The following is a 13778-nucleotide window of genomic DNA, read 5'->3' as shown; positions in this document are numbered from 1 at the left end:
GAGCCCGTGGCAGCCAAGAAGAGTGAGTACAGCGCGTCTTCGATCACCGTCCTCGAGGGCTTGGAGGCGGTCCGCAAGCGGCCCGGCATGTACATCGGGTCGACCGGCGAGCGGGGTCTGCACCACCTGATCTGGGAGGTCGTGGACAACTCCGTCGACGAGGCGATGGCGGGCTACGCCACGGTCGTGGACGTGACGCTGCTGGCCAACGGCGGTGTCCGGGTCATCGACGACGGTCGCGGCATCCCGGTCGGCATGCACCCGGTCGAGAAGAAGCCGACGCTGGAAGTGGTGCTGACCAAGCTGCACGCGGGCGGCAAGTTCGACAGCGACTCCTACGCGGTGTCCGGCGGCCTGCACGGCGTCGGCATCTCCGTCGTGAACGCGCTGTCGAGCGCGGTCGACGTCGAGGTCAAGACCGACGGTTTCACGTGGAACCAGCGGTTCGAGAACACCAAGCCCGCGCACGAGCTGATCAAGGGCGAGGCGACCGAGCGGACCGGCACGGCCATCACGTTCTGGGCCGACCCGACGATCTTCGAGACCACCGAGTACAACATCGAGACGATCTCCCGCCGGCTGCAGGAGATGGCGTTCCTCAACAAGGGCCTCACCATCATCCTGCGCGACGAGCGCACCCAGGACGGTGACACGGAGGCCGACGCCGAGGGGCACGTCGCGGTCGTGCGCGAGCGCACGTTCCACTACCCCGGTGGCCTGGAGGACTTCGTCCGCCACATCAACCACACCCGCGAGGCCGTGCACCAGAAGATCGTCTCCTTCGAGGCCAAGGGCGAGGACCTCGAGGTCGAGGTGGCGATGCAGTGGAACACCGGCTACACGCCGTCGGTGTACACGTTCGCCAACACGATCAACACGCACGAGGGCGGCACGCACGAGGAGGGCTTCCGCGCCGCGCTGACCCGCGTGGTCAACGAGTACGCGCGCGAGAAGAAGGTGCTCAAGGAGAAGGACGCCAACCTCACCGGCGACGACATCCGCGAGGGCCTGGCCGCGATCATCTCGGTCAAGCTCAAGGAGCCCCAGTTCGAGGGCCAGACGAAGACCAAGCTGGGCAACAGCGAGGCCAAGTCGTTCGTGCAGAAGTCCACCAACGAGCACTTGGCCGACTGGTTCGAGCGTCACCCGAACGAGGCGCGCACGATCGTCACCAAGGCGGTGTCGTCGGCGCAGGCCCGCATCGCCGCCCGCAAGGCCCGCGAGCTGGTGCGCCGCAAGGGCGCCCTGGACATCGGCGGCCTGCCCGGCAAGCTCAAGGACTGCCGCTCCACCAACCCGGAGGAGTGCGAGATCTACGTCGTGGAGGGCGACTCCGCGGGCGGCTCGGCCAAGGAAGGCCGCGACTCCATGTTCCAGGCGATCCTGCCGATCCGCGGCAAGATCATCAACGTGGAGAAGGCGCGCATCGACCGCGTGCTGAAGAACACCGAGGTCCAGTCCCTCATCACCGCGTTCGGCACCGGCATCCACGAGGACTTCGACCTCTCGAAGCTGCGCTACCACAAGATCGTGCTGATGGCCGACGCCGACGTCGACGGCCAGCACATCCGGACCCTGCTGCTGACCCTGCTGTTCCGCTTCATGCGCCCCCTGATCGAGCACGGCCACGTGTACCTCGCGCAGCCGCCCCTGTACAAGATCAAGTGGCAGCGCCAGGAGCCCGAGTTCGCCTACAGCGACCGCGAGCGCGACGGCCTCGTCCGCGAGGGCCTGGCCGCCGGCAAGAAGCTCGGCAAGGACGACAACATCCAGCGCTACAAGGGCCTCGGCGAGATGAACGCCTCGGAGCTGTGGGAGACCACGATGGACCCGGCCCACCGGGTGCTGCTCCAGGTGACGATGGACGACGCGGCCACGGCCGACGAGCTGTTCAGCGTGCTGATGGGCGAGGACGTGGAAGCCCGCCGGTCGTTCATCACCCGCAACGCCAAGGGCGTGCGGTTCCTCGACGTCTGATCCATCCCCGGGCCCGATCCGCGCTGGCTGCCTGTTAAGGAAGTAGAACTGTGAGCGAGACGACGCTGCCCCCGGCGACCGGTGGAGACCGCACCGAGCTGCGGGACATCGAGCAGGAGATGCAGAACTCGTACATCGACTACGCGATGAGCGTGATCGTGGGACGAGCGCTGCCCGACGTGCGCGACGGCCTCAAGCCCGTGCACGTCCGCGTGCTGTACTCGATGTTCGACTCGGGCTTCCGCCCCGACCGCAGCTACAACAAGTGCGCCCGCGTGGTCGGCGACGTGATGGGCAACTACCACCCGCACGGCGACTCGGCCATCTACGACGCCCTCGTGCGCCTGGCCCAGCCGTGGTCGATGCGCTACCCGCTGATCGACGGCCAGGGCAACTTCGGCTCCCAGGGCAACGATCCTGCAGCCGCCATGAGGTACACCGAGTGCCGGCTCACGCCGTTGGCCATGCAGATGCTGGCCGACATCGAGGAAGACACGGTCGACTTCCGGGACAACTACGACGGCCGCATCCAGGAGCCGACGGTCCTGCCGTCCCGCGTGCCGAACCTGCTGATCAACGGCAGCTCGGGCATCGCGGTCGGGATGGCGACCAACATCCCGCCGCACAACCTGCGCGAGGTCGCCGAGGGCGTGGTGTGGGCGCTCGACAACCCCGAGGCGTCCGACGAAGAGACGCTTGAGGCGATGATCGCCCGGATCAAGGGTCCGGACTTCCCGACGCACGGCCAGATCCTGGGTACCGCGGGCATCGAGGACGCGTACCGCACCGGCCGCGGCTCGGTGAAGATGCGCGCGGTCGTGGAGATCGACGAGGACGCCAAGGGGCGGACCATCCTGGTCGTCACCGAGCTGCCCTACCAGGTGAACCCGGACAACCTGGTCGAGAACATCGCCACCCTGGTCCGCGACCAGAAGCTGATCGGCATCGCGAACATCGCCGACGAGTCGAACCGGCGTTCCGGCATGCGGATCGTCATCACGCTGAAGCGCGACGCCGTCGCCAAGGTCGTGCTGAACAACCTCTACAAGCACACCCAGCTGCAGTACTCGTTCGGCGTGAACATGCTGTCGCTGGTCGACGGCGTGCCGCGCACGTTGCGCCTGGACCAGATGATCCGGCACTACGTGAAGCACCAGATCGAGGTCATCGTCCGGCGCACGCGGTTCCGGCTGCGCAAGGCCGAGGAACGCGCCCACGTGCTGCGCGGTCTGGTCAAGGCGCTCGACCAGCTGGACGCGGTGATCGCGCTGATCCGCCGGTCGGACACGCCCGAGTCGGCGCGCACCGGCCTGATGGAGCTGCTGGACGTCGACGAGATCCAGGCCAACGCGATCCTGGAGATGCAGCTCCGCCGCCTGGCGGCCCTGGAGCGGCAGAAGATCATCGACCAGTTGGCCGAGATCGAGCGGGAGATCGCCGACCTCAAGGACATCCTCGACAAGCCGGAGCGGCAGCGCGCGATCGTGCGCGAAGAGCTGATGGTCATCGTGGACAAGCACGGTGACGACCGGCGGACGAAGATCGTGCCGTTCGACGGCGACGTGTCGATGGAAGACCTGATCGCGGTCGAGGACGTCGTCGTGACGATCACCCGCACGGGTTACGCGAAGCGCACGAAGACGGACCTGTACCGCTCGCAGAAGCGCGGCGGCAAGGGCGTGCAGGGCGCCCAGCTCAAGCAGGACGACATCGTGCAGCACTTCTTCGTGTGCTCCACGCACGACTGGATCCTGTTCTTCACCAACAAGGGCCGGGTGTACCGGGCGAAGGCGTACGAGCTGCCCGAGGCCAACCGCAACGCGCGCGGCCAGCACGTGGCGAACCTCCTGGCGTTCCAGCCGGAGGAGGAGATCGCCCAGGTCATCCAGATCAAGAACTACCTGGTCGCGCCGTACCTGGTGCTCGCGACGAAGAAGGGCCTGGTCAAGAAGTCGAAGCTGTCGGACTTCGACTCCAACCGGTCCGGCGGCCTGATCGGCATCAACCTGCGGGACGACGACGAGCTGGTCGGCGCGGTGCTGTGCTCGGCGACCGACGACCTGCTGCTGGTGTCCAAGGACGGCCAGTCGATCCGCTTCCACGCGAGCGACGAGGCGTTGCGCCCGATGGGCCGGGCCACGTCCGGCGTGCTGGGCATGCGGTTCAACAGCGGTGACGAACTGCTGTCGATGGGCGTCGTCCAAGAGGGTCTGTTTGTTTTGGTCGCCACCGACGGTGGGTACGCCAAGCGCACGCCGATCGAGGACTACCCCGTCCAGGGTCGCGGTGGCAAGGGTGTGCTCACCATCCAGCACGACCGCAGGCGTGGCAGGCTGGTCGGCGCGCTCATCGTCGACGTCGACGACGAGCTGTACGCCATCACCTCTTCCGGCGGGGTCATCAGGACCAGCGCCAAGGAGGTGCGCAAGGCAGGGCGGCAGACGAAGGGCGTCCGGTTGATGAACCTCGGTGAAGGGACCACCCTGATCGCCGTGGCGCGCAACGCGGACGAGCCCACGGACGTCACCACTGGTGACGACAGCTTGATCGTCGGCGCCGCTGACGGTGGCCCGGCCGTCGACCCCGCCGGTGACACCGCCGACGGTGGTGCGGCGGAGGACCCCGCCGGTGGTGGTCGGATTGCCGACTCCGCCGAGGGTGACCAGGCTGGGCCTGCCAACTAGCGCGAACGAGAGGTTGAGGACTGCTCGTGACTCCACCCGAGAAGCCAGAGGACAAGACCGCGGTGATCACCCGGCCCGGTGCCGAGCCGACACCGGCGCCGGGCGCCACACCGACCGGCGCCGAGAAGCCGGCGGTCGACGCCTCGGGGGCGTCCGAGCAGCCCGAGACGCCCGCGGCCGGCGCCACCGCGGCCGGCGCCAGTGCGGCTGGTGCCGGCGGGGCCGGTGCCACTGCGGCCGGTGCGGCGACGCCCGGCCCGGTGGCCGACCAGGCGACCGCCAAGGCCGAGCCCGAACAGAAGACCGAAAGAGCGGTACCGGAGAACGAAGGGCACCACGTGGCCGCGCCGCCGCCGTGGCAGCGCGTCACGAGCGACGCGCAGTACGCGGAGGCGCAGCAGGTCGGTCCAGCCGACCTGATGGCGGGTCCGGACCACCCGACGGTCGAGTCGTCGCAGCCCTCGTACCCGTCTAGCGACCCGGACACGGTGGCGGTGGCCCGGCCGGTGCTGCCGGGGTCGGCCGCGCAGGGCGCGCCGGGTGGGGCGCGGACGCAGGTGAACCTGGGTGCGGCGAACGGCCGTCCGGCCGCCGCCGCGCCGTCGGCCCGCCGTCCGGGGCGCGGGCCGCGCCGGGCGAGCCTCCAGGTGAAGCGGATCGACCCGTGGTCGGTGCTGAAGCTCGCGCTGGTGTTGAGCGTGGCGCTGTTCTTCGTGTGGCTCGTGGCGGTCGGCGTGCTGTACGGCGTGCTGAACGGCATGGGCGTGTGGGACAAGATCAACAACACCGCGAACGACCTGCTCCAGGGCAACGAGTCGGGCGGCGACCCGCTGATCAGCGCGGGACGCGTGTTCGGCGTGGCGGCGATCATCGGCGCGGTGAACATCGTGCTGTTCACCGCCCTGGCGACGGTCGGATCGTTCGTCTACAACGTTTCCGCTGATCTTGCGGGTGGTCTCGAAGTGACGTTGTCCGAGCGGGAGTGATCAAGGACCACCCGATTTGGGGCCGCGACGGGAGGTGCTGTAGTCTTGCCGTCGTTGCCCCGAGGGCCTATAGCTCAGACGGTTAGAGCGCTTCGCTGATAACGAAGAGGTCGGAGGTTCGAGTCCTCCTAGGCCCACCGGAAGTTCACAGGTGTTGCAGAGGGGAATCGCCGTGAAGAAGATCATCGCACTGGTTGCCGTGGCAGGTGCGGTCCTGTTCTTCGTCAAGCGCAGCCGCTCGACGAAGGCCGACGCGGACTTGTGGCGCGAGGCGACCGCCCCGACCGGCTGACCCGCGAGGGCGGTAGATCTGCCGCCCCGTGAGGGGACGTAGCTCAATTGGCAGAGCACCGCCTTTGCAAGGCGGGGGTTAGGGGTTCGATTCCCCTCGTCTCCACGATCCAAGAGGCGAGCTGTGTTCGCGTGGTACGCGGACCGGCTCGCCTTTTCGTGTTTCCGCACGTGGTGTCGCTCGGCTGGTGGCGTTCAGCGGGTGTCGTTCGGTGGATGGCGCTCGGCGGTGGCATTCGACAGGTGTCGTCGGTCATCCGGGGGCAGCGCAACTTTCGGTTCTCGTGTTAACTGGGTGTTGCGACCCGCATGTCCGGATGGGCGTGCGGTCGCGTTCGCGGTATGGCAGCAAGGTGAGGGCCCGCACCCAATGCCGCTGGGTGCGGGCCCTCGTTGTGCCCACTGCTATGCGGAAACGAGCGACTCGGACTGCTTCTCCTTGCGCGCGGCGAGCATCGTGTCGACGGCCCACGAGCCGGGACCGATGAACGCCAAGAGCAGGAACACCCAGCAGTACACGGCGGCCAGCTCGCCGTTGTTCTGGATGGGCATGAGCGCTTCGGGCTGGTGGACCACGAAGTACGCGTATGCCATCGCACCCGAGGAGAGCAACGCGGCGTACCTGGTACCGAGGCCGATGATGATCAACGCGCCACAGACCAGCTCGATCAGACCGGCCGGGCCGCCAGGCCAGCTGGTGATCGACACGGCGCCCTTGGTGGACCCGAGCACGCCGAAGAGGGTCTTCGCACCGTGGCACAGGAACAGGAAACCAACGACGACCCGGAACACTGCGATTACATGCTCGCGACCGCGGTCAAAGATGTTCATCTTGACTCTGTCCTTACATTGCAGGGGCGGCCGGCAGGGTAAGGACAACCTAACGGGCATCACGTCATGTGCCTAGATGGTGACCCTGTCGATTCACGATTCGCCATCTGATTGACTGGCGGCCCTATGAACCGAGCGCTGCACACCGCCCTGCCGTCCCTGTTGGTCCTCGGTGCGTTGGTCGCCTGCGGCACCGCAGATCCTCACCCGGCACCGGCCACCCAGACCAGCACCGTCGCGACGACGACCACCGCCGGCCCCGCGGAACCACCGCCCGTACCGGGGCCCACGACCGACGGCCAGTGCCCCTACCTGGCCTCTTCGGTCGTGCAGGAGGCCAACGGGCAGCTGGTGCGAAAGGTTCGGCTTTCCGCTGACCAGCCGAACCCGGCGTGCTTCTTCTACGCGAACGCAAGCGACATCCAGCTGTCCGTCTGGGTGTTCCAAGGTGACGCGAAGACCGCCAAAGCGGTGGTGGACCGGGCTGCGCCGGTCGCCGACTCGAACCCGGCGACGGAGCCCGCGGGGTGGAACGGCGGCTCGTCGACCACCGACACGGGCGCGGTCTACGCGATCGCCAAGGACGGCACCGCGGTGGTCGTGACGAGCAACCAGAAGCAGACGATCAAGACCCGCCGGGTGGCCGAGACGGTCGTCGTCAACCTCGGTCTGTAGGGCTCGGTCTGCGGGGACGCACGACGTCCGAAGGGACGCACGACTTCGCGCCCGTCCCGGAGCGGGGCGGGCGCGAAGTGCTTCCTGCGGTCAGCTGCGGCTGTGCTGGTCGGTCACCTGGCCGTTGCGCGCGGCGTGGGGGTGCGTGGAGTCGGTGGTGGGTTCGGTCGTGTCGACCGTGTCCAGCGTCGGCTCCAATTCCTCCTCCAAGCGCACCTCCTGAGGCCGCTTGGTCAGCGCGACGTACCCCGCCACGGCGGCAGCCGCGAACACGCCCAGCACCCAAGGCCAACGGCGGCGCTTGTGCTGCGCCGACCCCATCTCCTTGCGAGCCTGCTTCGCGGCCTTGCGCACGTCCTTCGCGCGCACCTTGGCTTCCTTGCGCGCCCGCTCGGCGGCCTTGACCACGTCCTTGCGGACGGTCTTGGCCCGCTTCGCGAGCTGCTTTCGACCGCGCCTGGTGGACTTCTCGTACTCCTCGGCCTTCTCCACCAGCGCGCCCGCCTTGTCGGCGACGATGGCCCGGACGTAGTCCCTGGTCACGCCGCGCTCGGCGAGCTTGCCCTCGGCGCGCCCCGCCAGCTGAACGGCGGCATCCGCACCGGCGTGACCTGCACGGACGGCACCGAGGCGGGCTGCGCGCACCGCCTTGCCGACCGACTCCCCGGCCCGGGTCATGGCGTCTACTTCATCCATATCTCGCTCCAGCAGCTGTCGGTCAGTCACGTTCCAGGCAATACCCATCGTGCCCCTTCCCCAACCCCCTCGCCCGGTGATGGCACGATGGTGTGCGTGGCTGACAGCAACGAATCGTTCGTCGGGACCAAGGTGACGGCAACCCTGCACACGTCGCAGGGCGCAATCCGCATCAACCTGTTCCCCGACCACGCTCCCAAGACGGTGGCCAACTTCGTCGGTCTCGCCGAAGGCACCAAGAGCTACACCGACCCCAACGCCAAGGGCGAGGCGTCCGGCCCGTTCTACGACGGCTCGATCTTCCACCGGGTGATCGCCGGCTTCATGCTCCAGGGCGGTGACCCGACCGGCACCGGCCGCGGTGGCCCGGGCTACAAGTTCGCCGATGAGTTCCACCCCGAACTCCAGTTCAACAAGCCCTACCTGCTGGCGATGGCGAACGCCGGGCCCAACAGCAACGGCTCGCAGTTCTTCATCACGGTCGGACCGACCACGTGGCTGAACTTCAAGCACACGATCTTCGGCGAGGTCGCGGACCAGGACTCGCGCACCGTGGTGGACGCGATCGGCGCCACCCCGACCGGCGCCGGCGACCGCCCGGTCACCGACGTGGTGATCGAGAAGGTCACGGTGGAGCGGTCCTGAGTGGCCGACTCGCCGACATCCCCGCCGTCCGGTGAGCCGACCGGGGCGCGTCCAGGCCTGCCGGCCTGCGTGCGCCACCCCGATCGGGCCACCGGGTTGCGGTGTGTCCGCTGCGACCGGCCGGCGTGTCCCGCGTGCCTGCGCGAGGCGTCGGTCGGTCACCAGTGCGTCGACTGCGTGAACGAGGGCCAGGCCACGGTGCGCCAGTCGCGCACCGCCGTCGGCGCCGAGGTCTCGCAGACCATCGTCGTCACGCTGGTGCTGATCGCGCTGAACGTGCTGATGTTCGCGATCACCGCGGTGCAGGCGCGCAGCCTGGTGGACAACCAGCTGTCGCCGCTGTTCGGCGACTTCGTGATGTGGACCAGGGCCGTGGCGGGCGGCGACGAGTGGTGGCGGCTGGCGACGTCCGGGTTCCTGCACTACGGACCCGGGCACCTGGCGTTGAACATGATCGCGCTGTACGTGCTGGGCCGGTTCCTGGAGCCGCAGTTCGGCAAGCTGCGGTTCTTGGCGCTCTACGTGCTGTCGCTGTTCGGCGGCAGTGTCGCGGTGTACCTGTTCGGCGACATCGACGACGGGGTGGCCGGTGCCTCCGGCGCGGTGTACGGCCTGATGGGCGCGATGCTGGTTGCCGTGCTGAAGTTCAAGCTCAACGCGAGCTCGGCCCTGGTCGTGATCGGGTTGAACCTGGTGCTCAGCGTCACCCTGCCGGGGATCTCGCTGCTCGGGCACCTCGGTGGGCTGGTGATCGGCGCGGCGGTGGCGGCCGGCATGGCTTACGCGCCGCAGGAGAAGCGGGCGAACTGGCAGGCGGCGGTCGTGGTGGGCGCGTTCGTGCTGCTCGTGGTGATGACGGTCGTGCGCACCGGGCAGCTGGTCTGACGTCCGGTCGTTCCGGGCGGGCAACCGCGGTGGTCACGGGCGCAGGGCGTGCAGGACGTCCGCCACGTCACGCGGGTCGGTGCCGAGGTCGATCGGGGTCAGCACGAACAGCTGCTCGTCCTCGCCGCGCTTCCAGTCGAGTTCCAGCGTGGCCGTCTCCCGGCCCAGCCGGCGGGTGCGGGCCAGGCGGACCTTCACCTCGTGCCACGGCAGCCGCCGCGCCCCGTTCAGGGTGCGGACGGTGAGCCCTGAGTCGTCCACAAGCAGCCGGGGGCGCACGAAGGTGCCGTAAGCGCCCAGGGCGAGCAGGAGGAGCGTGGCGAGGCCGAGGAAGACGCGGCCGGTCGCGTCCGCGGTGAGGATCGTGACCAGCAGTGACACGGCGGCAAGGCCCCAGGCGAGGCCGACCATGCCGGGTTGCGGTGACCAGGAACGCGTTGGGTTCACGCGTTCGAGTCTGCCGCACTTGTGGACAACTAGAGCCTTCGACCGGCGCTTGTGCAAACTGGCGCAAAGTTGTCCACAGGAGTTGTCCCCATTGGGGATGACTTACACCCGTGTGCTTCGGTGACCGTCCGGTTAACCCGGTGAACTACGGGGTAACGCGAAACGGCCCGGACGTGGTGCTCGTCCGGGCCGTCCGCCACTCGGCGTAGCGCGTGGTCAGCGCCATTTCATGGTCATCAGCAAGCCGACGATCATCAGGGCGAATCCGATGCCGAAGTTCCAGGACCCTAGGTCCATCATCACCGGGACCTTCTCGCCCGCGATGTAGTTGACCACCAGCCACGCCAGCCCCAACAGCATCATGCCGAGCATCACGGCGACGTAGACAGGGTGCGACGGCCCCGCTGCCTTGACCTTCACCGGGGTGCGGCGATCGGCAGGCGCCGTGTAAGCGGCCTTCTTGCGGACCTTGGACTTGGGCATGCTGTCCTCGCCTGACGGGTGGATAGGCCTCCAGTGGCCGTGAGTTCACGTCCACTGCTGGATGAACACGTTAACGTAACCGGGCAGGTCCCTGAAGCACTGTGTAGTCCTGGAACGTTCGGCATGGGAGGTTTTCCGGTGAGCTACGACCCGCCCCCGCCGCAAGGCGGCCCGCCGGGCCGACCGCCGCGTCCCAGGCCACAGCCACCCCAGGCACCCGGTGAACCACCACCTCCCGGCTACCGGCCACCCACGCCACCTGCGGGTTTCGACCGGCCGCCGACCCCGCCGGGCGGGTTCGACCGGCCCGGCGCCCGCCCCGATCGACCGCTGACGCCGCCCGGTGGGTTCGACCGTCCGCCGCCCGTCCCGCCGGGCGGGCTCGATCGCCCCGCCTCCTGGTCCGGAGAACTGGACCGGCCGGTCACGCCACCCGGCGGTTTCAGCCGGTCAGGTGACTACGGCTCGCCTCGCTCCGAGCCGCCGCGCCCGGAGGCGCCGTACGCCGAGCCGTCGTACGCCGAGCCGCCGCCCGCTGGACGCCGTGCACGCCGTGACGACGTGCCGCCACGAGAGCCCAGGTCGGAGCCCTACGGCGAGCCGCCGCGCCCGGAACCGCCGCGCGCCGAGCCGCCCCCGACCGGTCGCCGTGCGCGCCGCGAGGACGTGCCGGCTCGGGAACCGGGGCCGATGCCGCCGTACGGCGAGCAGCCGGCCCAGGTCGAGCCGCCGGCGGCTGGTCGTCGTGCCCGTCGTGAAGACGTGCCCGCCCGCGAACCCGTGCCGATGCCGCCGTACGGCGAGCAGCCCCCGGTCGAGCCGCCGCCGGCCGGACGTCGTGCCCGCCGTGAAGACCCGCCCGCCCGCGAACCCGGGCCGATGCCGGCCCAGGTCGAGCCGCCCGGCGGACGCCGTGCCCGCCGTGAAGACCCGCCCGCCGGCGAACCCGGGCTGACGCCGTCCCCGGTCGAGCCGCCGCCGGCCGGTCGTCGTGCCCGCCGTGACGACGCGGGGCCGGGTGTCGAAGCGACGTCCTACCTCGCGCCCGCGCGGGTGGAACCGCCGTCCGGCCGTCGTCACGTGCCGGAGGACCCGGCGAACCGGCCACCGGACGTCGCAGCCCGCCTCGGCGGCGCACCTCCCGGCCCCCGCCCACGGCCGACCGCACCGCCGGAGGCCGACGCCACCCGCTACACCAACGCGTTCTCCGGCAGCCTCCCGCCGCCGGCGGCGGGCGCCCGACCACCCGCACCGCAGCGCCGCCCCCGTCCCGTCGAACCGCCCACCGAGTACATCGCCCCCGTTGCCGACGGCTACGCCGACGACGACTACGCCGACGAGTACGAGGACTACGCGGACGAGGACTACGTCGACGAGTACTACGAGGACGAGGACTACTACGACGACGAGGAGCCCTCGCCGCCGCCGGACAGCACCGCCCGCAAGGCCGTCCGCACCGTCGGCGAGCTGCTGATCACGGCCGGCCTGGTCATCCTGCTCTTCGTCGTCTACGAGGTGTACGTCACCGACCTCATCTCGGCGGGCAAGCAGGGCGACGCCACCGAGGCGCTGGACGAGCAGTGGAGCTCGAACACGGTCGAGGCCGACCCGCAGCGGCAGGCGCAGTACGAGCTGCTGGACGGCCAGGCGTTCGCCAAGATGTACATCCCGGTGTTCGGCCCGGACTACAAGTTCTCCATCGTCGAGGGCACCACCGACAAGGACCTGGAGATCGGCCCCGGCCACTACAAGGGCACCGCGCTGCCGGGCCACCCGGGCAACTTCTCGGTCGCCGGCCACCGGGTCGGCAAGGGCGCCCCGTTCAACGACCTGGACCTGCTCAACCCGTGCGACGCGATCGTCGTCGAGACGCAGACCGAGTGGATCGTCTACCGGATGCTGCCGAAGACCGGTGACGTGGCCGGCTGGGCGGAGAAGCAGGCCGCGAACCCCAAGTGCGCGAAGGTGTCACCGCTCGGCGCGCCGTACGACAAGACGGTCGGCCAGGAGATCGTGCTGCCCACCCAGGGCGAGGTCATCGACGTGGTGCCGCACTTCGTCGGCGAGCCGCCCGCCCCGGCGCAGCAGGCGGCGTTGATGACGCTGACCACCTGCCACCCGCGGTTCTCCGACAAGCAGCGGCTGATCGTGCACGCGGTGCTGTCGGACAGCTACCCGAAGGCCCCCGGTTTCCTCCCCGAAGAGATGAAGGAGCAGTGATGTACGGGTGGATCTGGCGGCACCTACCCGGTCCGCTGCCCGTGCGCGTCCTCGAAGCGCTGGTGCTCGTGGCCGGCGTGGTGGCGCTGCTGATGTTCGTGGTGTTCCCGTGGGCGGAGCCGAAACTGCCGTTCAACAACGTGACGACGCCCCAGTAGCCGCAGTCGATATCACTTCGGGCGCGAAGTTTGTCACAGCTAGGCTGACGGCATGCGCGTGCTCGTGGTCGACAACTACGACAGCTTCGTCTACAACCTCGTCCAGTACCTGGCCCAGCTCGGGGTCGAGTGCGTGGTGCGGCGCAACGACGCCGTCGAGCTGGACGAGATCGGCGAGGTCGGCGGCGTCCTCGTCAGTCCGGGCCCCAGCACGCCGGACAAGGCGGGTCGGAGCATGGACGTCATCCGCCACTGCGCGGACCATGGCGTTCCGGTGTTCGGGGTGTGCCTCGGCCACCAGGCGATCGGCGCGGTCTGGGGCGGCACGGTCGACCTCGCGCCCGAGCTGCTGCACGGCAAGACCAGCGTGGTGCACCACGACGGCAGCGGCGTGCTGGCCGGCGTGCCGGACCCGTTCACCGCGACCCGCTACCACTCGCTGACCGTGCTGCCGGACACCATCCCGGCCGAGTTCGAGGTGACCGGCCGCACCGAGTCCGGTGTGGTCATGGCGATGCGCCACCGTGAACTGCCGGTGGAGGGCGTCCAGTTCCACCCCGAGTCGGTGCTGACCGACGGCGGTCACCGGATGCTGGCGAACTGGCTCGCGGTGTGCGGTTTCGAGGTGCCGGAGACGACCGTGGCGCACTTGGAGAACGGCATGCGCCAGCTCGCCGCGGCGGCCCGGCAGAAGTAGGCCGGCCGAAGTAGGCCGGCTGAAGTACGCCGGCCGAAGAAGCGAAGCCCGGCACGAGCAAGCCCCACCACGAACAAGCCCCGATAACGAGCAAGCCCCGATA

Annotated in this window: 13 protein-coding genes, 2 tRNA genes and 1 pseudogene; 12 read left to right on the top strand and 4 right to left on the bottom strand. The window is 69.2% G+C overall.

Going from position 1 to position 13778, the window contains the following annotated elements; translation table 11 throughout:
• Window positions 1–6: 6 nt before the first annotated feature.
• From gyrB to OQ02_RS01090, 6 genes and pseudogenes are all read left to right on the top strand, one after another.
• Window positions 7–1977, top strand: coding sequence for a DNA topoisomerase (ATP-hydrolyzing) subunit B (gene gyrB, locus OQ02_RS01110; protein WP_033436280.1), 1971 nt, complete (start codon window positions 7–9; stop codon window positions 1975–1977).
• A gap of 50 nt (window positions 1978–2027) precedes the next feature.
• A complete protein-coding gene (gene gyrA / locus OQ02_RS01105) occupies window positions 2028–4661 on the top strand; it encodes a DNA gyrase subunit A (RefSeq protein WP_269321582.1) in 2634 nt (877 codons plus the stop codon).
• 26 nt (window positions 4662–4687) lie between these two features.
• Window positions 4688–5647 carry a DUF3566 domain-containing protein gene (locus OQ02_RS43515; protein WP_033436279.1) on the top strand — a complete coding sequence of 320 codons (960 nt, stop codon included), beginning with the start codon at window positions 4688–4690 and terminating at the stop codon, window positions 5645–5647.
• Window positions 5648–5710: 63 nt separating this feature from the next.
• Window positions 5711–5784, top strand: a tRNA-Ile gene (locus OQ02_RS01095).
• 35 nt (window positions 5785–5819) lie between these two features.
• A pseudogene (locus OQ02_RS45525) lies at window positions 5820–5933 on the top strand (DLW-39 family protein); the annotation flags it as partial.
• Between the two features lie 38 nt (window positions 5934–5971).
• Window positions 5972–6044: transfer RNA gene (locus tag OQ02_RS01090), tRNA-Ala, on the top strand.
• Between the two features lie 299 nt (window positions 6045–6343).
• Here OQ02_RS01090 and OQ02_RS01085 read toward each other — a convergent pair.
• On the bottom strand, window positions 6344–6769 hold the full coding sequence (locus OQ02_RS01085) for a DoxX family protein (RefSeq protein ID WP_033436278.1): 426 nt from the start codon (window positions 6767–6769) through the stop codon (window positions 6344–6346).
• Window positions 6770–6895: 126 nt separating this feature from the next.
• On the opposite strand from OQ02_RS01085, the gene OQ02_RS01080 reads away from it, so the two are divergent.
• Entirely contained in the window at window positions 6896–7444 is a 549-nt protein-coding gene (locus OQ02_RS01080) for a DUF2020 domain-containing protein (RefSeq protein WP_033436277.1), read from the top strand.
• A 90-nt stretch (window positions 7445–7534) separates the two neighbouring features.
• Here OQ02_RS01080 and OQ02_RS01075 read toward each other — a convergent pair whose 3' ends face one another.
• A complete protein-coding gene (locus tag OQ02_RS01075; protein ID WP_156076826.1) occupies window positions 7535–8140 on the bottom strand; it encodes a hypothetical protein in 606 nt (201 codons plus the stop codon).
• Window positions 8141–8236: 96 nt separating this feature from the next.
• On the opposite strand from OQ02_RS01075, the gene OQ02_RS01070 reads away from it, so the two are divergent.
• Entirely contained in the window at window positions 8237–8785 is a 549-nt protein-coding gene (locus tag OQ02_RS01070; RefSeq protein ID WP_033436276.1) for a peptidylprolyl isomerase, read from the top strand.
• A 177-nt stretch (window positions 8786–8962) separates the two neighbouring features.
• Complete coding sequence (locus OQ02_RS01065) at window positions 8963–9670, top strand: rhomboid family intramembrane serine protease (RefSeq protein ID WP_231499821.1); 708 nt, start codon at window positions 8963–8965, stop codon at window positions 9668–9670.
• Between the two features lie 33 nt (window positions 9671–9703).
• Here OQ02_RS01065 and OQ02_RS01060 read toward each other — a convergent pair whose 3' ends face one another.
• The gene (locus OQ02_RS01060; protein ID WP_033436274.1) at window positions 9704–10117 is read right to left on the bottom strand and encodes a PH domain-containing protein; all 414 of its coding nucleotides are present in this window, start codon (window positions 10115–10117) and stop codon (window positions 9704–9706) included.
• A 216-nt stretch (window positions 10118–10333) separates the two neighbouring features.
• Window positions 10334–10600, bottom strand: a complete 267-nt coding sequence (gene crgA, locus OQ02_RS01055; protein WP_033436273.1) for a cell division protein CrgA — start codon at window positions 10598–10600, stop codon at window positions 10334–10336.
• A gap of 138 nt (window positions 10601–10738) precedes the next feature.
• Here crgA and OQ02_RS46905 point away from each other — a divergent pair, with 138 nt between their 5' ends.
• Genes OQ02_RS46905 through OQ02_RS01040 form a run of 3 tightly spaced genes read left to right on the top strand, consistent with a single transcriptional unit; the run spans window position 10739 to window position 13675 of the window.
• Window positions 10739–12820, top strand: a complete 2082-nt coding sequence (locus OQ02_RS46905; RefSeq protein ID WP_331281518.1) for a class E sortase — start codon at window positions 10739–10741, stop codon at window positions 12818–12820.
• On the top strand, window positions 12820–12978 hold the full coding sequence (locus OQ02_RS44650) for a hypothetical protein (RefSeq protein ID WP_170185175.1): 159 nt from the start codon (window positions 12820–12822) through the stop codon (window positions 12976–12978). Before OQ02_RS46905 ends, OQ02_RS44650 begins: the two co-directional genes overlap by 1 nt.
• Before the next feature lie 52 nt (window positions 12979–13030).
• Entirely contained in the window at window positions 13031–13675 is a 645-nt protein-coding gene (locus OQ02_RS01040; RefSeq protein WP_033436271.1) for an aminodeoxychorismate/anthranilate synthase component II, read from the top strand.
• Window positions 13676–13778 lie beyond the last annotated feature (103 nt).

Origin of the sequence: Saccharothrix sp. NRRL B-16314, assembly GCF_000716595.1 — a bacterium.
Classification (GTDB): Bacteria; Actinomycetota; Actinomycetes; order Mycobacteriales; family Pseudonocardiaceae; genus Actinosynnema.
This window is presented reverse-complemented; position numbering and strand designations above follow the sequence as displayed.

Excerpts from the sequence above, each read along its gene's own strand:
- OQ02_RS01040 (WP_033436271.1), top strand. The coding sequence starts at position 13,031 with ATGCGCGTGCTCGTGGTCGACAACTACGACAGCTTCGTCTACAACCTC.
- OQ02_RS01075 (WP_156076826.1), bottom strand. The coding sequence starts at position 8,140 with ATGGATGAAGTAGACGCCATGACCCGGGCCGGGGAGTCGGTCGGCAAG.
- OQ02_RS01080 (WP_033436277.1), top strand. The coding sequence starts at position 6,896 with ATGAACCGAGCGCTGCACACCGCCCTGCCGTCCCTGTTGGTCCTCGGT.
- crgA (WP_033436273.1), bottom strand. The coding sequence starts at position 10,600 with ATGCCCAAGTCCAAGGTCCGCAAGAAGGCCGCTTACACGGCGCCTGCC.
- OQ02_RS44650 (WP_170185175.1), top strand. The coding sequence starts at position 12,820 with ATGTACGGGTGGATCTGGCGGCACCTACCCGGTCCGCTGCCCGTGCGC.
- OQ02_RS01085 (WP_033436278.1), bottom strand. The coding sequence starts at position 6,769 with ATGAACATCTTTGACCGCGGTCGCGAGCATGTAATCGCAGTGTTCCGG.